Genomic DNA, 19,756 nt, shown 5'->3' with positions numbered 1-19,756 from the left:
GTCTGGTGGGACTGATTGTGCTCATGTCGGTCCTGCTGCACGGGCTCACCGTCACGCCCATCATGCGGTCGCTCGATCGCCAGCAGGGTCGCGACCCGGACGCGGAGGAGGCAGTTCCACCTCCGGGACTGCAAGGTCCGGCGAAGTCGTAGAGCCATGCAAGCCCGGTCGCGGCAGCACCTCCCTCCCGATCATTGCCCCAGGGCCAGATCCTCGATGTAGATCCAGCACGTGGAAAGCCGTCGCGGCCTCCCGCAGCTCGCAGCCGGCATGGGACCAGTACAGCACCGTGACGGGTCAGCCGTCCGCCGCCATGACTCATAGGTGGCGCTCACCCCTAGCACTACTTGGGCACTTGCTGACGTGACGTGATTGACCGTGCTGTGGTGATACGACCTCGGCAGGAGGTGGTCATGGCGGATGCCGTTCGTGGGGCGAGCGATCTGGATAGCTGGCTCGCACCCTTCCTCGAAGTCATGGGCCGCAAGACGCGGCGGACCTGGGCGCCGCTCTACTTGCGAGGGCTGCTTGGCCCTGGTGAGCGCAAGAGCTTGCAGCCGATGGCGATGCGCCTTGGGCTCTCGGGGCACGATCAGCTGCAGCACTTCATCGCCAGCCCAGCCTGGGATGACGCCCCGCTCTGGACAGTGCTGGCGCGTGAGGCGGACCGGCTGGTGGGCGGGCCGGACGCCTTCCTGGTGGTCGACGACACGGCACTGCCCAAGAAGGGCGAGCTCTCGGTCGGCGTGGCGCGGCAGTACTGCGGGCAGCTGGGCAAGAAAGCGAACTGCCAGTCGCTCGTTTCGGTGACCCTGGCCCAGGGCGAAGTCCCCGTACCGGTGGGTCTGCGGCTGTTCCTGCCCGAGACCTGGACGGAGGAGCCGGACCGCTGCGCCCGGGCGGGCGTGCCCGGGACAGAGATGGCGCCGCCGAGCAAGGGCGAGATTGCCTTGGCCGAGTTGGACCGGCTCAGGGCCGCGGGCGTGCGGTTCGGGACCGTGCTGGCCGATGCGGGCTATGGCGCAAGCGGCGAGTTCCGTAAGGGCCTCACCGGGCGTGGCCTGCTCTGGGCCGTGGGCATTCCGCGGGTGCAGAAGGTCTACGGCACCGCCGTGCAGGTCACGGTGCCACCCGGACGCAGGCGGCGTCCCGTGCCCGATGAGGAGCCCCGCCCGGCCGAGGAGGTGCTGGCGGGGCAGTCATGGCGGCGCGTGACGTGGCGTCAGGGCACCAAGGGGGCGCTGGCTGCCAGGTTCGCCGCCACCCGCGTTCGCGTGGGTGATGGCGGGATCTGGGCCAACAACCGCCACCTGCCGGGCGAGGAAGTCTGGCTGGTGGGCGAGTGGCGCTCATCCGGCGAGCGCAAGTATCACCTCAGCAATCTCGGGCCTGACGCCTCCCTTCGGGTGCTCGCCTCCACCATCAAGGCGCGCTGGATCTGCGTGCAGGCGCATCAGCAACTCAAGCAAGAGCTCGGCCTGGGCCACTTCGATGGGCGCTCCTGGACAGGCCTGCACCGACACGCGCTGATGACCTGCATTGCCTTCGCCTACCTGCAGCACCTGCGCCTTGCCCAGCACCGTCGGACGAGCCGGGGGAAAAATGCCGCCCCGCATCCCGGGACCGCCACCATCACCGGGCCTGCCCGCCCTGCGTCAGGCTATCTGCCACCAGCTGTTCGCCCACCTCGCCAAACTTCTCCGATGCCCGCACTGCAGACGCCAGTTCCTGCCCACGATCCACTCTAAAGTGCCCAGGTAGTGCGAGGGTCAAAACTCGACCAGACTATTGATTAGGTGGAGTGATTGGGATTCCGCGCTGTCGGGGTGCGGCACGGAGGTGGCAGTGGCGGAGCTGTTCTGGTTCTCGGATGCGCAATGGGCGGTGATCGAGCCGTTCATGCCTACGAACCAGCCCGGCGCTCACCGGGTGGACGACCGCCGGATCGTCAGCGGCATCGTGCACCTCCTGCGCTCAGGGTGCCGCTGGCGCAACTGCCCGGCCGAGTACGGGCCTGCCACGACGATCTACAACCACTTCAACCGCTGGTCCCGGCGTGGCTTCTGGCGCGCCATGCTGGCCACCCTGGCCGAGCGGGGGTGGATCGCTGAGACGGCCTCCCTCGACAGCACCTACGTCCGCGCCCACCGCTCGGCCCACGGCGGGAAAGGGGGGCCAAGGCGCAGGCCATCGGCCCGTCACGCGGTGGCCAGACCACCAAAATCCACGTTCTCACCGACGTCCTCGGCCGCCCCGCGGTCATCCATCTGACACCTGGCAACGCCAGCGACGTGACGACAGCACCCGACGTGCTCGCCGCCACCCCCGGCCGCCTGCGCCGTCTCGTGGCGGACCGGGGCTACGATGCCGACGCGTTGCGACGCGACCTGCGCGCCATGGACACCAAGCCGGTCATCCCAGGCCGCCGCTGCCGCAAACGTCCCATCCGTCACGACAAGAGGCGCTACCGCGACCGCTGGCGCATCGAGGCTGCCATAGGCCGCCTGAAGGACTTCCGGCGCGTCGGCACCCGCTACGACAAGCTCGCGATCAGCCTCGGCTCCGCCATCGCGATCGCAGCCATCGTCGCCTGTTGGTTCTGATCGAGTCCGGACACTATGCCGTTGCTATCGTAGCAAGCCAGTGATGGTTGCGGCCGCCTCCATGACTCCGGGGGCAAAGAGGCGCGTGAACTCCGGCAGCGTCCAGTCGGCGGTGGACGCGGTCATCCGCACTGACGCGATCGGCCGCCCCGCCACGTCCAGCACCGGTGCGGCGATGCCGACCTCGCCGGGCATGTATTCCTCCGGTGTCAGCGCATATCCCAGCCGCCGCGCCTCCCGCACCTTCGCCATGATGGCGCCCACCTCAGTTAGCGTCTGTGCGGTCCGTGCCTCGCGCGTAGATCCCTCGAGAAGGGCAACCGCCTCCTCTTCCGGCAGGGCAGAAAGGGCAGCGCGGCCGGTGGAGGTGCAGTAGGTCGGCACCCGCATTCCGATAATCTGCGGGTGGAATGCCCGGCGGCGGCTGTGCAGCCGCAGCAGGTATATCATGCTGACGCCTTCGAAGCGGCTGAGATCCACCGCCTCTTTCCGCTGCTGGTTCATTTCGCCCAGCACCGGCAGCGCGAGCTGTGCCAGCCGGTCCCAGCGCAGGTGGTCCGAGGCCCGCTCCAGCAGGCGCCGCCCGGGGCGGAGCCCGGACTCGTCGCGCTCTAGGTAGCCCAGGCCGAGCAGCGTGTGCACCAGCCGCTGGGTGCCGCTCTTGTCCATCCCCGCCGCGACGGCGAGCTGGGAAAGGGAGAAGTTCCGCACGGGTCCGGAGAATACCTCCAGCAGCCGGAATGCCCGAGCCACCACCTGGATTTGCATCGGGTCGTCCCGTTCCGCACCCAAGGCAGTTTCCTTTGTTTGACACCTCGGACGCGGCGATCTTAGGATCGCTGTCCAGTTCAATCGTATCGACCATCGATACGATGGCCTGAACACAAAAGAATGGCAAGCCTTGCCGCAAGGCTGGTGAGGCAAGGGGAGTGGAACTTTCCAGATGTCGGGGGACCGGAGCCTGCGAGGTAGCGCGAATGGGTAGGGCGACAGGTTCAGGCGGCGCAGCAGTGCCGGTCCCGCTCTCCCCGGACATCCGGGCCCGCATCGCGGAAGCGGTTGACCACGCCTTCGACCAGCAGATTGAGACCACACGCCGCTTCTCCGCCATCCCCAGCACGCGCGGCGCCGAGGGCCCGTGCCAGGACATGATGGCCGACCTGCTGCGCGCCCGCGGCTACGAGGTGGATGACTGGCCCATCCGCATGGAGGACCTCCAGGGCCTGCCAGACCTCGGCATCATCGAGCACGACTTCTCCCGCGCCCGCAGCGTCGTCGGGACGCTGCGCCCCGCGAGGGAGACGGGCCGCTCCCTGATCCTGCAGGGCCATTGCGACGTGGTGCCCGCCGGCCCGCTGGACATGTGGCGCAGCCCGCCCTTCCAGCCGGAGGTGCGGGACGGCTGGCTCTACGGCCGCGGCGCCGGCGACATGAAGGCCGGCACGATCGCCGCCCTCTACGCCATGGATGCCATCCGCGCCGCCGGCCTATCACTCAAGGGCCGCGTCCACTTCCAGTCCGTGATCGAGGAGGAGAGCACGGGGGTCGGCGCCCTCTCCACCCTCCAGCGCGGCTACCGCGCGGACGCCGCGCTGCTGCCCGAGCCGACCTCGCGCCGCTTCACCAATGTCTGCGTCGGCGTGCTCTGGTTCCGCTTGCGCGTGCGCGGGGAGCCCGCCCATGTTGCCTGGGCCAGCCAGGGCTTCAACGCCATCAAGGCCGCCTACCGCCTGATCCACGCGCTGGAAGGGCTGGAGGCGGCCTGGAACGCGCGGGCGAAGGCCGATCCGCACTACGGCTCCATGACCAACCCTGTGAACTATTCTCCCGGGATCATCCAAGGCGGCGAATGGGCCTCTTCCGTCCCGGCCTGGTGCGACGTGGACTGCCGCATCGCCGTGCTGCCGGGCTGGGACGTGGAGGACTGCAAGCGCGAGATCGAGGCCTGCGTGGCCGAGGCCGCCGCGGGTGATCCCAACCTCGCCACGAACCCGCCAAGGGTGGTGTGGTCCGGCTTCCATTCCCATGGCTACGTGCTGAAGGGCGGTGACGTGGCGCGGGCGATACTGGCGGAGGCGCACGCGGTCGTCGGAGGCGCCCCGCTGGAGGACCGCTACGGCACCGGCCTTAACGACGCCCGCTTCTACAACCGTTACTTCGGCATCCCCGCCTTCTGCTACGGCCCGCACGCCGAGAACGTCCACGGCTTCAACGAGCGCGTGGAGCTGCAATCCATCCGCGACAGCACAAAAGCCATAGCCGCCTTCATTGCCGCTTGGTGCGGCGCCGAACCAGCCTGAAGGGTTGCCCGCCATGATCCAAACCGTCCCTCGCCGCGGCTTCATCGCAGGCGCCCTCGGCGGCGCCGCACTCCTCACCTCGCCGCAAATTCTGCGCGCGCAGGGCATGGGCGGGCGCAAGGTGGTGCGCGCCATCATGCACGCCCCGCTCGGCGTCCTCGATCCCGTGGTCACCAACGCCTACATGACGCGCAATCACGGCTACATGGTCTACGACACGCTCTTCGCGCTGGATGAGCGAAGCCAGCCGCAGCCGCAGATGGTGGGCGAGACGACGATCTCCGACGACGGCCTGATCTACGAGTTCAGGCTGCGCCCCGGCATGAAGTTCCACGACGGCTCACCCGTCACCGCCGCCGACTGCGTCGCCTCCATCACCCGGTGGGCGAAGCTGGACCTGATGGGCGGCCGCATGGTCGCCGCCGCCAGCGCCTTCGAGGCCGCTTCGGCCGACACGATCCGCCTCGTGCTGAAGCAGCCCTACGGCCTCGTGCTGCAGACCTTGGCCAAGCCCGGCGGCTCTGTGCCCTTCATCATGCCGGCCCGCATCGCCGAGACGCCGTTGAACCAGCGCATCACGGAAGTCGTCGGCTCCGGCCCCTTTCGCTTCGCGCAGGCCGAGTTCCGCCCCGGCGACCGCATCGTCTACGAGCGCTTCGAGGGCTACGTCCCCCGCCCCGAGCCCGCCAGCGGCCTCGCCGGCGGCAAGGCCGTGAAGCTGGACCGCGTGGAGTGGATGGAGATCACCGACCAGCAGACGGTGATGAACGCCCTCACATCAGGCGAGGTGCAGGTCGTCGAGAACATCGGCGCCGACTACATGGCGGGGATGCGGCGCCGCCGCGACATCACCCTCCTCACCCGCATTACCAACAACTCCCTGTCCATGCGGATGAACTGGCTGCAGGCCCCCTTCAACGACCTGAAGGTCCGCCAGGCTGTGCTGCACGCGGTGAACCAGGCGGACTACCTGGCCGCCCAGATCGGCGACGACGCGCTGAGCGAGATTAGCCCCTCCTTCTACGGCAACGGCTCCCCCTACCGCACAGAGGCCGGCGCCGTGAGGAAGCCGGACCTGAACCGCGCCAGGGCCCTGCTGAAGGAGAGCGGCTACGCCGGCGAGACCGTCTCCATCCTTCACCCCGCCGATCTCGCCTCCGCCTCCGCCCTCGCCCCCGTGACGGAAGCCATGCTGAAGTCCATCGGCATGAACCCGCGCGTGGACGTGGTGGACTGGAACACCCTGCTGGCCCGCCGCAACAAGCATGACCCGGTGAGCGAGGGCGGCTGGAGCATCGTCCAGGGCGTCTGGACGGACCTCGACCTCTTCAGCCCGCTCATAAACCCCAACCTCGATGGCCGCGGCCGCGCCGGCTACATCGGCTGGTCCGAGAGCGCGGAGATCGAGCGGATGAAGAACGACTTCGCCGCCGCGACCGACACGGCGAGGCAGCGCGAGATCGCCGCCGACATCCAGAAGCTCGCCTATGAGAGGGTCTTCGCCATCCCGCTCGGCTCCTACAAGGTCGTATCGGGCCACAATGCGGGGGTGAGGAACGTCATTGCCAAGCAGCTGCTCGTGTTCTGGAACATGGAACTCGCATCGTAAAGGCGAGCACCGATCGATGAGCGGCAGAGAATTGGAAGCGAACGGCGGGCTGGCGGAGCGAGTTGCGGGACCCGCACCGGCTCTGGACGCCCTATACACGCAGCCCGACGCGCGGATCTTGAACGGCGTGAAGCCCGAGCTCACGCCATTCCACAGCGCCTATCTTCAGATCGCTACCTTTTTTGTCCTCGCAACGGGACGGGGCTGCGGGCTCGATGCCTCACCACGAGGCGGACCGCCCGGCTTTGTCCGGGCGCTCGATCCAAGGACCCTCGCCTTCGCGGACTGGCGCGGCAACAACCGCATCGAGTCCATGCGGAACCTGGTTGAGGACGACCGGCTGGGAATGCTCTTCCTCTTCCCTGGCCTGGAGGTCTTCCTGCGGATAAACGGCCGAGGTCGGATCTCCGCGGCGCCAGAGCTCCTGCAATGCCTTGTGGAGAGCGGGCATGAGCCGAAATCGGCCATCGTGGTCAGCATCGACGAGGTCCTGTTCCACTGCGGCAAGGCGGTGAACCGGGCTCGGCTCTGGGAGCCGTCCTCCCAAGTCGAACGGGACAAGGTGCCGAGCATGGGGCAGGTCGTAGCCGGGCTGAACGCGCTTGGTCCGGAACAGGCGGCCGCGATCGATACCCGGTACGACGATGCCATGCGGAACAATCTCTACTGAACAGTCTACGAGGTGATGGTTCGCTGATGGGTGACCGTGGCGGAGTTCCTACAAAATCCGCAGATCACGCGGGAGAGCGTCGGGAAAGACCGCATGCACGTCGCGTGTGCCCCGCGATTGTCTCTCGCAAGCCAGCCTCATCCTGCTACGTGAACGGCAATCGAGATGGAATGGAACGGTTTTCCCTGATCGAGTGTGACCGTCCCATTCCTGGTCCTTCCTCATTCTCGGTGCAGTCCGCTGATCAGAGAGGGAGCAGCCTGGCCCGGAGGAGGTCGGCTCCGGCGCGGCCGTACATGGCACGCTTCAGCGTCCTGAGCCGGCTGATCTGACCCCCGGTCTATCCGTTGCTCCAGGGCAGGATGAGCGCGTTGTGCACGGCGTCCCGGTCCCGCTGCAGGGTCCTGGCGAAGGCCGCATGGCGTCGATGCCGGACTGGCTGGCATCCTCGCACCACCTGTCCAGCCTCTCGGTGTCGCCGCCGCGCAGGATGCCGCGAAACCGCGTCGCGAGCTGCCTCATGCTGGCAAACTCCGACGGGGCGATCTTCATGGCGTCCACTATGGACACCTGACGAGCGGTCAGCTGGGTGCGAGGCTTGATGCACAGCGCGGCCGCCGTGAGCGGAGTGAGCGGCCGACCGATGGTGGGGTCACGTGGTAGCGGTTGGCCCGGTGGCTCGGAACAGCCCCTTGCCCCGCCCTTGTCCCGGCACCGCCAGGAGGCGATGAAGCGCGCCAGATGCGTGTAGCAGCCCGTGTAGCCGAGGCGCCTCATTTCAGTGAACAGGTGGGTCGCTACAGTGCAGCCCTCCGCCCAGCGTCGGGTGAGGTGCCCGAGAAATAGGGACGGAGAGGCCGAGGTCAGGGTGGGGAGATTGCGTTGGGGCAGCGCTTCCAGCCGGATCAAGCGGTCCACGCGTCGGCGGCTCAAGCCGAGTTCCTGGGTGATCGCGGTGGCTGTCCTGCCGGCGTCGTAGAGCCCCCGCAACTGAGCGAACAGGCCCTCCCTGACCCCGTGCAGGCCAGCCTGGTTCTCCTCTACCTCTGCTGCGGCCGGGCGCCCGCTCTGAGAGGGCGGCCCAGCCGGCTCAGTTGCTGCTCGATGCGCTCGCGCAGGTTCTGTATCAGGTGGAAGCGATCGGCGACCTGCCTCGCCTGTGGAGCACCGGCCCGGGCACCCTCGGCGTAGAGGCCATGCCGGTCTCGGCTGATGACCTCCACCTCAGGATGCCCCTGCAGCCAGTCTGCCGTGCCGGCGGAGGAGCGGTGGGGCAGGAGGTCCACGACTGCCCGTCGCTCCAGGTCGACCATAATGGTCCCGTAGGTCCGGCCCTTGCGCCAAGCCCAGTCGTCGATCCCGAGCACCCGGACGGGGGACGCGATATCTTGACCCGCAAAGCGCCTGAGCCAACGGAGCACGGTGTCGTCGCTGATCGGCATGCCCAGGCGGGCCAGGACCTGCTCCGCCGGGCGCCCGCCCACGTGATGGCCGAGGAGCAGGGCGAGGTCAGCCAAGTGCCGTGTACGTCGGAGCCGCGGCTCCGCGACGCCAAGGAGAGGCTCAGCGAAGACCTGCCGATCGCAGCCGGGATTCCGGCACCTCAGGCGAGCGGTCCTGATCTGGACCGTGACCCGCGCACCCTGCGAGGGGAGGTCCTGCAGGCGCCGCAAGTAGGTGCTGTGGCGGCTCCGGGACGGAGTGCCGCAGGCAGGGCAGGTCCCGTGACCCGGCCCTGCTGCGGAGACGACCCATCCTCCGCCGCCGCACTCGACACCAAGGATCCGAACGCCCGCGAGCGGCGCCAGCAAGGTTCTCTTGCCCATATCCCCGGCTCTCGCCAGCAGCTCCCCGGGTCAACCCGAATACCTGCACCGAGAATGAGGAAGGGCCTCGATGAGGAAAACTGACACCGACGCTGCTCCTGCAGGTCCGGAACGACACCCTGACCACGCCTGACGACGTGCAGGCCATTTTCGACGCCATGCCGGCCGAACAGAAGGAACTCATCTGGATCGAGGGCACGGATCGGCACTTTGATGTCCACAGCTAACTGCCCGGCAAACCGCAACCCATGATCGACTGGTTCGGTCGGTTCGACGGTTAATGGCAGCAGTCAGGCGTGCCAACCAGTGGCCCTTTCCGCCGGGGACCCCGAGCGACTAAACCCCCGGCGGCCTTCGGCGTCGCACCCATCCTTTGGACGAAGGCGCGCCGAAGGATAGCTGCGTCCCCACACCCGCAGGCACCGGCGATCTGCCTCGGGGCGATACTTCCGCTCCATCGGGCCGCCCTCGTGTTTGATGACCATGACGAACGGCGCCGCGCGGGCCGATGGATCGTATGCGCATCGGGACCTCTCCGGGTAAGCGCAGGAGGAAGCTGCGCCTTACGAAGAGGCCCTGTATCATGAACCCCGACGAGGCCCTGTTCAGCCCTCCAGCCCTGCTTCGTGCGAGTGCGCCGCCTCTGCTCCGAAAAACCGCAGCAAGGCCCTACACACTTCTTCGGGGCGATCCTCGGCCTGCAGGTGGTGGCCCGTCGTCACGCCCTCGCTGACATCGGCGGCCCAGCGCTTCCACACCTCTGCCGGACGCGGCCTGCCCGGCGCTTCCTGTGCCTGCGGCCACAGCGCCAGCACAGCGCAGTCAAGGCGGCGTCCAGCCTTCCGGTCGGTACTGTCCGCGGCCAGATCTTCCTCGAGGGCTGCGCGATAATCCTCGCACATGGCGTGGCGGACGCCCGGATCGCGGAACGCCGCATAATATGCCGCGCGGGCCGCGTCCTCGATCACCTCGGCACCCGCGGCGTGCTTGGACGCGAACTCACGGTCCAGCACAGCGTCGGGGGCGGCGGCCAGCATGGCCTCGGCGATGGAGGGCGCCTGGGCCATCAGAAACCAGTGGTAGTTGTTCCGCGCGAACCGATGGTCGACGCCTTCCAGCGCATCCAACGTCGGGATCACTGCCAGAGAGGCAAACCGCGTGACGATACCGGGATGATCAAGCACTAGCCGGTACCCGGCCCTCGCGCCGCGGTCATGTCCGGCGAGGGCGAAGCGCTCATGTCTCAGGACCCGCATCAGGGCAACCAGCGCCTCGCCCACGCGCCGTTTGGTCCAGCGCGGGGTGGTTTCGCGCGTCCTGCTCGCACCGTAGCCCGGCAAATCCGGGATGATGAGCGTGTGCTGTCTTGCCAGTGCGGGGGCGACCTTGCGCCAAGCGATATGCGACTCCGGGAAGCCGTGCAACAACAGCAGCGGCGAACCCGTACCGCCGGTGACTCCGGCGAAGCGGACCCCTCCGGCCTCGACGTCCAGGGCCTGGAAGGAGGGGAAGAAGGGGGGATAGCCCCCCATGACCTGTTGCACGGCGTCTTCCCTCAGCCCTTGGCGGCGGTCATCACGAAAGCGGCCAGTTCCCGCCCATAGCGGTCCTGCTCTTCCCAAAAGGGCGTGTGCCCGCTCTCCGGGAAGACCGAGAGGCGCCGTCCGGGCCGTTGCGCCGCGATGTGCTCCGACATCGCCAGGCGCACCAGCGCGTCGTGCGCGCCGTGGGTCACCAGGACCGGGCCAGCATAGGCCTGAAAGGTCGGCTCGAGGTCCGTCACCTCCGCGGCGGTGAAGCCCTCGTTCACCGCGCGCGTCGTCATGCCGTTGACGACGAGCATGCGGTGCAGATCGGCACCGGTGGGAGGACGATGGAAGCAGGCAGTCAGGAATTCCGCCGTTTCCGCTACGCGCTCAGCGAGGTCGTGGGAGCTGGTGCTCCGCGCGAAGCGGCCGGCCAGGAACATCAGGAGGTCGGGCGACAGCTTGCTGACCGCATCGACGAGGTTGCTTCCCGCCACCCGCCCCGCACCCTGCTGGCGCAGGTAGGCACCGGCCACGTAGCCGCCGAGCGACCATCCCACCAGCACCGGGCGGCGGAGATCGGCGGCGAAGATCACTGCCGCCACGTCCTCCGCCCAGCGATCGGCATCGGCGTAAGCCGCGGGTGCGGACGGCTTGTCGGAGTCGCCGTGGCTACGCAGATCGAACCGCACCAGGCGGAAGCCGGACAGGGCTGGATCGGCGAACTGCCGCTCCCAGCTCAGGCGGCTCTGGCGCAAGCCATGGATGAACAGGATCTCAGGCGCCGCAGGATCGCCCTGAGCGTCGCCCCTCAGCACCGTGCCGTCCGTCGAGCGGGCCTCGAACCCCGCCGATGCCCGTGCGGGCCGGGCTGGGGAGGGGGAGACCTGCGCCAGGGAGTGTACCGCCATCCCTGGCAGCGCCGACGCGCCAGCCAGCAGGGACCGGCGCGCGAGAGCAGCGTGGGGGCTCATCGTGTCACGACGCATAGGGGCGGATCGCCTCTCCAGTCGTGGCGGAGCGGTGCACGGCCAGGGTCGCGGCCAGGGTCGCCGCACCGTCCCGGCCGGTGACCAGCGGAACCTCCTCGCGCCGAATCACCCGCAGGAAGTGGCGCATCTGCTCCACGAGCGGATCGCGCGCCGGAACATCCAAGACTTCGCGCGCCAGCGGCTCGCTCCATCCCCGCTCACCGGCGTAGCGCCACATGGTCATTCCCGGGATCTCCAGCGAGGCCTTCGTACCGCAAAGTCGGTAGGCGTTCGCGTCGTGCCGGACGAAGGCCGAGTTCTCCCCTACAGTCTGGTCCCAGCACCAGGGCGACGGCACGGCGTCCGACAGGGTCAGGGTCGCGAGCGCGCCGGAGCGGAAGCGCAGCAGCACGGCCGCGCTGTCCTCCACCGCGAAGCCGCGTGCTGCATGCCCCGTCATGGCCTGCACGGTCTCGATCTCGCCGCAGAGGTAGCGCAGCGCGTCGATGTCGTGGACGAGATTGATCAGCACGGGCCCGCCGCCGGGCTCGCGCCGCCAGGCGACATCGAAGTAGCTGTCGGGCTTCATCACCAGAGAGTCCGCGCTGACGGTGAGGAGCCGCCCCAGCCGCCCGCCCCGGATCAGCGCGCGCGCCTCACCGAGAACGGGATTGTGGCGCCGGTAATGCCCGACGAGCAGCGGCACCCCTGTCAGCTCCGCTTCCTCCGCCGCGGCCAACGCCTCCTCCAGGTCATCCGCGAGCGGCTTCTCCACGAGAACGGCGACGCCGCGCGCCAGGCAGGCTCGGATGCCCGGGACGTGCAGCGCGTTCGGCGTGGCGATCACCGCACCGTCCGGTCGCACGGCGTCGAGCATGGCGTCCGTATCCGTAAAGTGCGGCACGCCCGCCTCGGCGGCCAGCCTCGCGCCCGCCTCCGTCGGATCGACGACGGCGGCAAGCCGCGCCTGGGATGCCGGCATCTCCCGCAGGATCCTGATGTGGGTCCGGCCGATGACCCCGGCTCCGACAACCGCAACAGCTAGTGACACCCGCACCTCCCTTCCGCGACGCTACTGCTGCACCCGGATGCCCCGTGCGCGGATCAGCCCGCCCCACTTCGCGCTCTCGCGCTCCACATAGGTCGGGAAGTCCTGCGGCTCCCCGATGGCGGCCACCACGGATTGCTGCGTCAGCTTCTCCTGCAGCTCGGGCTTCGCGAGCGCCGTCTTCACCGCCGCGTGCAGGCGGGCGACGACGGGGGCGGGCGTTCCGGCGGGTGCGAGAAGGGCGAAGTCCGTGGCGCACTCGTATTCCGGGTAGCCGGATTCCGCGACGGTGGGCACCTCGGGGAGGACCGGGCTGCGCCAGGTGGTCGATACGGCGAGCGGCGCGAGGTCGCCCGACCGGACGAAGGGTAGTGCGACGAGGGCGTCCACGCTGGTGAAGGCGACCTCCCCTGCCAGCACGGCCTGCATAGCGGGCGCGTTCCCGCGGTAGCTCACCTCGGTCACGGGAGCGCCGGACATGCTAAGCAGCAGCTCGATGGCCAGGTGGGTCGAACTGCCCGCCCCCGCCGAGCCGTAGCTCATCTTCCCCTGCTCCGCCTTGGCGCGCGCGATCAAACTCTGGATGTCCCGGATGCCGGATCTCGGGGCAGCACAGAACAGAAGCGGGTTGGACAGGATTGTCCCGATTGGCGCGAAGGCTCTGTCCCCGTCATAGGGCACAGGCAGGAGGTGCGGGACCATGACGAAGGTCGCGCAGGCCGCGAAGAGGAGGACCGACCCGTCCGGCCGGGCGCGCGCGACGTAGGAATGGCCGACGAGGCCGGACGCGCCGGGGCGGTTCTCCACCACGAAGGATTGGCCGAGATCGGCCGAGAGTTGCTGCGCGAGGAGCCGCGACAGCGAGTCGGCCGAGCCACCAGGTGCCCATGGAACAACGAGGGTGACGGGCCCGCGCGGCAGGTCCTGAGCGCGGGCTGGGGCGACGGACAGGCCGAGGGATCCGAGCGCAGCCGCGCTCAGCTCACGACGTGAGATCATTTCTCTGGTTCCTCCCTATTCCGGATGGTCGTCACGCTGCGGCTAGTCGGCCGGTGCGCGACTGGCGCGCCGTGAAATCTCCCGCGTGGCGCGGCGAATGGCCTCTGTCACCCTGGCCCGGGCCTCCGGGCTGTAGCGGATGCTGGGCATGGCGACGTTGAGCGAGCCGAGAGGCTGCCCCGTGGCGGAAAGAATCGGGGCGCCGATACCGACGATACCGGGCGTGAACTCTCCGAAGGAGAAGGCGACACCATCCCGGCGCGCCGCATCGAGTTCCTTCCGCAGGGCATCCTTCGAGACGATCGTGTCCGGGGTGACCGGCTCGAGAACGGTGCTGGCGAGATAGGTGTCGATCTCGGCGTCGGTCAGGCTGGCCAGGATGACCTTGCCCCCCGAGGTTGCGTAGAGCGGTGCGAGGTCGCCCAGGCGCATATGGGTGACGAGGCGATGCGGCCCGTTCACGGTGGCAACCACCTCGGCCTGCCATCCCTTGAGGCGGTTGAGGGCGGAGGATTCGCCCGTCCGCTCCGTAAGTTCGCGCAAGAAGGGCTCGGCGAGCCCGATCAGGTCCTCGCTGGCCCCGACATGTCGGGCGAGTGCCGCGAAGGCCGGCCCGAGGCGGTAGCCACGGCTGGGCGCGTGGAAGGCGACGTAGCCGCGGGCCACCAAGTCCTTGAGCAGTTGCGTGAGGCTGCTCCGGGGAATGCCAAGGCCCTCGGCGATCTCGGCATGCGGGACCTCGCGGTCGTAGCGGGCCAGGAGCTCGAAAAGGTCGAGCACGCGCCCAGCGGACTTGACGGCGCCAGATGCGGGATCCGTAGCTAGGCGGAAGTTCATATCCATGAACCGTTCCCATTCGTGCTTGACGGGGGGGGTCTAAGTCGGCAAACCCGACAGTGCAAGTTCATTCTTCTGAATCGTTCACATACATGGTACGGCGAGCCGGTGCCAAGGTGGAGGAACCCATGCCGGACCTGGCAATGGACAAGCTGGCCATCCGCGAATTGATCGAGAACTGGGCGGTCTGGCGGGACGCCGGCGACTGGGAGCGGTTCCGGACCGTCTGGCACGATGACGGAGTGATGATGGCCACCTGGGTCCAGGGCACTGCCGACGAGTTCATCGCGGCGTCCAGGACCGGCTGGGACAAGGGCGTCTCGATCCTGCACTTCCTCGGAGGGCATTCGGCTGACCTTCGTGGTGAGCGTGCGATCGCCCAGACGAAGATGACGATCTCGCAGCGCACGACCGTCCACGAGGTGGAAGTGGACGTGGTCTGCACCGGTCGCTTCTACGATTTTTTGGAGAAGCGGGATGGCCGCTGGGGCCTCTTGCTGCGCCAGCCCATTTACGAGAAGGACCGGATGGACCCGCTGATCCCCGGCAGGGCCGTCCCGCTGGATCCGGCGCTGCTGGCGCGCTTTCCCGTGGGCTACCGCCACCTTGCCTATATCCAGTCCAAAATCGGCTACCCGGTAAAGGCGGACATGCCCGGGCTGAAAGGGCCGGAGGTTGAGGCCCTCTACGACCGCGGCAAGTCCTGGCTTGCAGGCCGGCCGCTGTGACTGCGTCCTTCACCTATGCTCCCCTTCCAGCCCGGGTGCTGTTCGGGGCGGGACGAGCGGCCGAGCTGCCGGCAGAGGTTGCCGCCCTCGGCGCACGTCGCGCGATGCTGCTCTCCACACCCGATCAGCGCGAGATGGCCGCACGGATCGCCGCGCCGCTCGATGGCGTCCTCGTCGCAGGCTTCAGCGGTGCGGCGATGCACACGCCGCTAGAGGTGACGGAGCGCGCCCTGGAGGCGGTGCGGGAAGCGGCTTGCGACGTGCTCGTCGCCGTCGGCGGCGGCTCCACGACGGGTCTTGCCAAGGCCCTGGCGCTCCGGACCGACCTGCCGCAGGTCGTCATCCCCACGACCTATGCGGGATCCGAGGTGACGTCGATCCTCGGCCAGACCGAGGGTGGAATGAAGAGTACCCTCCGCTCCCCGAAGGTGCTGCCGGAGGTAGTGATCTACGACCCCGAGCTGACCCTGTCCCTTTCCCCTGCCCTTTCCGCCACCTCCGGCCTGAACGCGATCGCCCACGCGGTGGAGGCGCTCTACGCGCACGATGCGAACCCGGTCGTCTCCCTCATGGCGGAGGAGGGGATCCGCGCTCTTGGCGCCACCTTGCCCGCCATCCTCGGGAACCCGCGGGACGAGGAGGCGCGGGCCGGCGCTCTCTACGGCGCCTGGCTCTGCGGCACCTGCCTCGGCGCGGTCGGGATGGCGCTGCACCACAAGCTCTGCCACGTCCTCGGCGGCACCTTTGACCTGTCACACGCGGAAACCCACGCCGTCGTCCTGCCGCACGTCGCCGCCTACAACGCGCCCGCGGCGCCGGAGGCCATGGGCCGCGCGGCCCGCGCCCTCGGCACGGAAGATGCCGGCGTGGGTTTCGCCGTGCTGGCTGCCCGCCTCGGCACCCCCCGCACGCTGCGCGACCTCGGCATGCCCGAGGAGGGAATTGCCACCGCCGTCCGGCTGACGCTGGAGAGCACCTATCCCAACCCCCGAACGCCCGACGCGGCCTCGCTAACGGCCCTGCTCCGCCGCGCCTGGGCCGGCGAGCCGCCGGCGGCCGACTAGGAAGGACAGCCATGCGGAACGCCACCGAGAGCAGGATCACCGACGCGGTCCTTGCCCGCCTTGCGGATGCTCTCTCCCCGCGCGCATGGGTGGTGAGCACGGCGCTGGTGCGCCATCTCCACACCTTCCTGCGGGAGGCGCGGCCCACCCAGGCCGAATGGGCCGAGGGCATCGCGTTCCTCACCCGGACAGGTCAGACCTGCACGGAGACCCGGCAGGAGTTCATCCTCCTCTCCGACACGCTCGGCGCCTTCATGCTGGTGGACGCCATCAACCATCCGCTTCCCAGTAACGCGACCGAGACAACGGTGCTCGGCCCCTTCTACTTGGAGGGCGTGCCGGAGCACGACCCCGCCGACGATATCTCCGGTGGCCGCCCGGGCGAGAGGATGATCGTCGAGGGCACCGTGCGCCGCGCCGACGGCGCGCCTCTGGCCGGCGCCTGGGTGGACACCTGGCATTCTGACGCGGAGGGCTCCTACGACGTGCAGCTCGGTGGCGAGATGCCGGCGTTGAACATGCGCGCGCGCTTCCGCACCGATGCCGAGGGGCGCTTCTGGTTCCGCAGCATCGTCCCCTCTTTCTACCCTATCCCGCATGACGGCCCCGTGGGCGGGATGCTGGAAGCCCAGGCCGCCACCCCTATCGCCCGGCCCATGTGCATTTCATGATCGGCGCGCCGGGCTGCGAAACCCTCGTCACGCATGTCTTCCTGGCGGGCGATCCCTACCTCGATTCCGACGTGGTCTTCGGCGTGAAGGGCGGGCTGATCCGCGCGCTGGAGCACCAGGAGCCCGGCACGACGCCGGGCGGGCACCGGGCCGACACCGCCTGCGCCCTGCTCCGCTACGACTTCACCCTCGCCCCGTCCCTACACCTGGAAGGCGTCTGATGGCGATGAACGGAGAGACACGTCTCCTGCCGATCCTCGGCGATCCCGTGCGGCAGGTACGCGCGCCGCTGGTCTGGAACGGGCTGTTCCAGGTCAATGGCGTGAACGCGGCCTGCCTGCCCGTCCATGTCGCACCCGCGGACCTCGCCGGCTTGGTCACGGCGATGCGCGGTATTCGCAACCTGATCGGTCTCATCGTGACCGTGCCGCACAAGCCGGCCGCATCGGTGTTGGCGGCACGGCTCCTGCCGCGCGCCGCGCGCGTCGGCGCCGTCAACGTGCTCAGGCCCGAGGAGGATGGAAGCTGGACCGGCGACATGCTGGACGGCGAGGGCTTCGTGCGCGGCCTGCGCCGCGCCGGCCAACCGCCGGAAGGGCGGCGCGCGCTCATCCTCGGCGCCGGCGGCGTCGGCGCGGCGATCGCGTCCTCCCTCGCCGGGGCCGGCGTCGCTGCGATCGGCATCGCCGACCAGGATCCGGCGCGGGCCGCGGCGCTGGCCCGGAAACTGGAAGGAGCCGGTATCGAGACCGGCGTCGTGGACCCCGCGGCGCGGGGCTTCGACCTGCTGGTGAATGCGACGCCGCTTGGCTTGCACGCGGAGGACCCGCTGCCCTTCGACACCGCGCAACTCGTGCCCGGCACCATCGTGGGTGACGTGGTGATGGGCCACACGGCCTCACGCCTCGTCACGCTCGCTCAGGAGGCCGGGTGCTTCGCCCAGGCGGGCACGGTGCTAATGGAGGAGCAACTGCCGGCCATGGCGGAGTTCTTCGGCCTGCCATCCGGGGAATACGGGCCCCAGGCCGTGGCGCGGGTGACTGGAGCATGAGCGACCGCCTTCTCTCACTCGCCCACTTCACCGTCATGGACGCCGATCCCGCGGCGCTGGTGCGGATCGGCGCGGCAGCCGGCTTCGACGCCGTCGGGTTGCGGATCGTGCCGCCCTTTCCCACCGACCGGATCGTGCCGGTCGTCGGCGACGCACCGCTCCAGCGCGAGATCCGGGCGGCGATGCGCGATACAGGGATCAGTATCCTCGACGTCGAGGCCTTCTGGCTCTTCCCCGAGACCGATGTCCTGAGTTGGCGGCCGGCCCTCGACGTCGCGGTCGAGCTCGGCGCGCGGCACGTGCTGGCGGTCGGCAATGATCCGGACCGGGGCCGGCTGGCGGCAAATTTCGCGTGCCTTTGCGAGGAGGCGGCCGAGCGCGGGCTGCGCATCATGCTGGAATTCATTCCCTACAGCGCCCTGCGTGGGTTGGAGGACGCCGCCGACCTGCTTGCGGCGGTGCGGCCGAGGGATGCCGGAATCCTCGTCGATGCGCTCCATCTCAGCCGCTCCGGCGGGCATCCGTCCGACCTGGCGCGCCACGACGCCGGCCTCTTCAGCTACGCGCATCTCTGCGACGCCCCGGCCGCCTCTCCTCCGCCGGACGGGCTGCGCGACGAGGCACGTGGCGGCCGTCTCCTTCCGGGGGAGGGCGGGTTGTGGCTGGACGCCTTCGTCACCGTCTTTCCGCCCGGCACGCCGATGGCAGTGGAGGCGCCGAACGCCGTCCGGAACGCGGCCCTGCCCCCCGAGGAGAGAGCGCGGCTGGCGGCGCAGGCCGCGCGCGGCCTCCTGCACCGCAACGACGGTGCGGGGACGGAGACGTAGCCGGCCGCGGCCGGCACACGGAACAGAGGAAAGGTCTAGGCACATGATCGACAGGCGTGGATGGCTAGCCGGACTGGCCACAGCCGCCGCTTCCGTTCCGGCGGCAGGGCAGGCCCAGGGGGATTACCCGGCGCGTCCGGTGACCGTGATCGTTCCCTTCGGGGCAGGCGGCTCCACGGACGCCTTCGCGCGGCTTGTGCTGCAGCGCCTCGGGACGGAACTCGGCCGCCCTTTCGCGGTGGACAACCGCTTCGGGGCCAGCGGCACGATCGGGGCCGCCGCTGTCGCCCGCGCCCGACCTGACGGCTACACGCTGCTGCTCACCACCATCAGCGCCTTCGCCATGGCACCGAACCTCCTGCCGGTCCCCTACGACAACGAGCGTGCCTTCGCCGCTGTCGGGCTGATCGGTTCCATGCCGATGTTCCTGCTGGTCAGCCGCGACCACCCAGCCCGCACCCTGGCTGAGTACGTGGACCTGGCGCGCCGTGCTCCCGGCCGGGAGAACTTCGCGAATGCCGGGACTGGCTCCTCGGCCCATCTGGCAGCGGAGCTCTTCTTCCAAGAGGCCGGCATCCGCGCGAACGATGTAGGTTATCGCGGCGCCGCGCCGGCGGTGCAGGCCGTGATGAGCGGGGAGGCGAGCATGACCGTGCTGCCGAGTTCCGCCGTAATGGGCTTCATCGCTTCGGGTGAGGTGCGGGCGCTGGCCGTCGCCTCCCTGCGCCGCGTCGCCCTCGCGCCCGAAGTCGCCAGCTTCGCCGAGGCGGGACTGCCGGGCGTGCAAGTGAGCGAGGACCTTGCTCTGCTGGCACCGGCCGGCACGCCAGACGCGGTGCTGGACCGCCTAAGGGCCGGGATGGCGGCGGCGATGGCAGCGCCAGAGGTGAGGGAGCGGCTCGTCGCCCTGGGCGTGGAGCCGAACATCCGCCCCGGTGGGGAGTGGCCGGACTATCTGCGCGGGGAGGTCTCCCGCTGGGGCCAGTTGATCCGGGCCCGCGGCATCAGCGTCCAATGAGGAGCCCG

17 protein-coding genes and 1 pseudogene are annotated in these 19,756 nt (G+C 69.2%); 11 read left to right on the top strand and 7 right to left on the bottom strand.

The annotated features are described in order from the left end of the window. Positions 1-413 precede the first annotated feature (413 nt). On the top strand, positions 414-1,748 hold the full coding sequence (locus NRP21_RS26545) for an IS701 family transposase (protein ID WP_257719263.1): 1,335 nt from the start codon (positions 414-416) through the stop codon (positions 1,746-1,748). Between the two features lie 97 nt (positions 1,749-1,845). Beyond that, a protein-coding gene (locus NRP21_RS26540; protein WP_257719262.1) for an IS5 family transposase occupies positions 1,846-2,603 on the top strand; the annotation gives its coding sequence in 2 pieces (ribosomal slippage) (positions 1,846-2,182 and positions 2,182-2,603; 759 coding nt in all). Between the two features lie 24 nt (positions 2,604-2,627). Here NRP21_RS26540 and NRP21_RS26535 read toward each other — a convergent pair. Further along, on the bottom strand, positions 2,628-3,395 hold the full coding sequence (locus NRP21_RS26535) for an IclR family transcriptional regulator (RefSeq protein WP_257719261.1): 768 nt from the start codon (positions 3,393-3,395) through the stop codon (positions 2,628-2,630). A 218-nt stretch (positions 3,396-3,613) separates the two neighbouring features. Between NRP21_RS26535 and NRP21_RS26530 the strand changes: the two genes are divergently transcribed. The 3 genes from NRP21_RS26530 to NRP21_RS26520 are packed head-to-tail and all read left to right on the top strand — an operon-like array spanning position 3,614 to position 7,182. After that, positions 3,614-4,903, top strand: a complete 1,290-nt coding sequence (locus NRP21_RS26530) for an ArgE/DapE family deacylase (RefSeq protein ID WP_257719260.1) — start codon at positions 3,614-3,616, stop codon at positions 4,901-4,903. Positions 4,904-4,916: 13 nt separating this feature from the next. Further along, a complete protein-coding gene (locus NRP21_RS26525; protein WP_257719259.1) occupies positions 4,917-6,512 on the top strand; it encodes an ABC transporter substrate-binding protein in 1,596 nt (531 codons plus the stop codon). Between the two features lie 31 nt (positions 6,513-6,543). Next, positions 6,544-7,182: an MSMEG_1061 family FMN-dependent PPOX-type flavoprotein gene (locus NRP21_RS26520; protein ID WP_257719258.1), complete on the top strand. Its 639-nt coding sequence runs from the start codon at positions 6,544-6,546 to the stop codon at positions 7,180-7,182. Between the two features lie 1,040 nt (positions 7,183-8,222). On the opposite strand, the gene NRP21_RS26515 is transcribed toward NRP21_RS26520, so the two are convergent. The 6 genes from NRP21_RS26515 to NRP21_RS26490 form a co-directional block, all read right to left on the bottom strand. Continuing rightward, positions 8,223-9,008 (bottom strand): ISL3 family transposase, encoded by a 786-nt coding sequence (locus NRP21_RS26515; RefSeq protein WP_257719257.1) that lies wholly within the window; start codon positions 9,006-9,008, stop codon positions 8,223-8,225. A gap of 605 nt (positions 9,009-9,613) precedes the next feature. After that, positions 9,614-10,552, bottom strand: a complete 939-nt coding sequence (locus tag NRP21_RS26510; RefSeq protein WP_257719256.1) for an alpha/beta fold hydrolase — start codon at positions 10,550-10,552, stop codon at positions 9,614-9,616. An 11-nt stretch (positions 10,553-10,563) separates the two neighbouring features. Next, positions 10,564-11,445, bottom strand: coding sequence for an alpha/beta fold hydrolase (locus NRP21_RS26505; protein ID WP_257719255.1), 882 nt, complete (start codon positions 11,443-11,445; stop codon positions 10,564-10,566). 67 nt (positions 11,446-11,512) lie between these two features. Further along, on the bottom strand, positions 11,513-12,556 hold the full coding sequence (locus NRP21_RS26500) for a Gfo/Idh/MocA family protein (RefSeq protein WP_257719254.1): 1,044 nt from the start codon (positions 12,554-12,556) through the stop codon (positions 11,513-11,515). 21 nt (positions 12,557-12,577) lie between these two features. Then, positions 12,578-13,552, bottom strand: coding sequence for a Bug family tripartite tricarboxylate transporter substrate binding protein (locus NRP21_RS26495; protein ID WP_257719253.1), 975 nt, complete (start codon positions 13,550-13,552; stop codon positions 12,578-12,580). A gap of 42 nt (positions 13,553-13,594) precedes the next feature. Continuing rightward, positions 13,595-14,395, bottom strand: a complete 801-nt coding sequence (locus tag NRP21_RS26490; protein ID WP_257719252.1) for an IclR family transcriptional regulator — start codon at positions 14,393-14,395, stop codon at positions 13,595-13,597. A gap of 122 nt (positions 14,396-14,517) precedes the next feature. Between NRP21_RS26490 and NRP21_RS26485 the strand changes: the two genes are divergently transcribed. The 6 genes and pseudogenes from NRP21_RS26485 to NRP21_RS26455 all read left to right on the top strand — a co-directional run bounded on the left by NRP21_RS26485 (position 14,518) and on the right by NRP21_RS26455 (position 19,748). Continuing rightward, complete coding sequence (locus NRP21_RS26485) at positions 14,518-15,117, top strand: nuclear transport factor 2 family protein (protein WP_257719251.1); 600 nt, start codon at positions 14,518-14,520, stop codon at positions 15,115-15,117. Further along, a complete protein-coding gene (locus NRP21_RS26480) occupies positions 15,114-16,181 on the top strand; it encodes a maleylacetate reductase (protein WP_257719250.1) in 1,068 nt (355 codons plus the stop codon). The genes NRP21_RS26485 and NRP21_RS26480 overlap by 4 nt, the downstream gene beginning before the upstream one ends. A gap of 11 nt (positions 16,182-16,192) precedes the next feature. Continuing rightward, positions 16,193-17,073, top strand: a pseudogene (locus NRP21_RS26475) (dioxygenase family protein). Beyond that, the gene (locus tag NRP21_RS26465; RefSeq protein ID WP_257719247.1) at positions 17,073-17,903 is read left to right on the top strand and encodes a shikimate dehydrogenase family protein; all 831 of its coding nucleotides are present in this window, start codon (positions 17,073-17,075) and stop codon (positions 17,901-17,903) included. Before NRP21_RS26475 ends, NRP21_RS26465 begins: the two are co-directional and overlap by 1 nt. After that, positions 17,900-18,730, top strand: coding sequence for a sugar phosphate isomerase/epimerase family protein (locus NRP21_RS26460; RefSeq protein ID WP_257719246.1), 831 nt, complete (start codon positions 17,900-17,902; stop codon positions 18,728-18,730). Before NRP21_RS26465 ends, NRP21_RS26460 begins: the two co-directional genes overlap by 4 nt. 43 nt (positions 18,731-18,773) lie before the next feature. Then, positions 18,774-19,748, top strand: a complete 975-nt coding sequence (locus NRP21_RS26455) for a Bug family tripartite tricarboxylate transporter substrate binding protein (protein WP_257719245.1) — start codon at positions 18,774-18,776, stop codon at positions 19,746-19,748. Positions 19,749-19,756: the final 8 nt, after the last annotated feature.

It is taken from the genome of Roseomonas populi, from assembly GCF_024594815.1.
GTDB lineage: Bacteria > Pseudomonadota > Alphaproteobacteria > Acetobacterales > Acetobacteraceae > Roseomonas > Roseomonas populi.
This window is presented reverse-complemented; position numbering and strand designations above follow the sequence as displayed.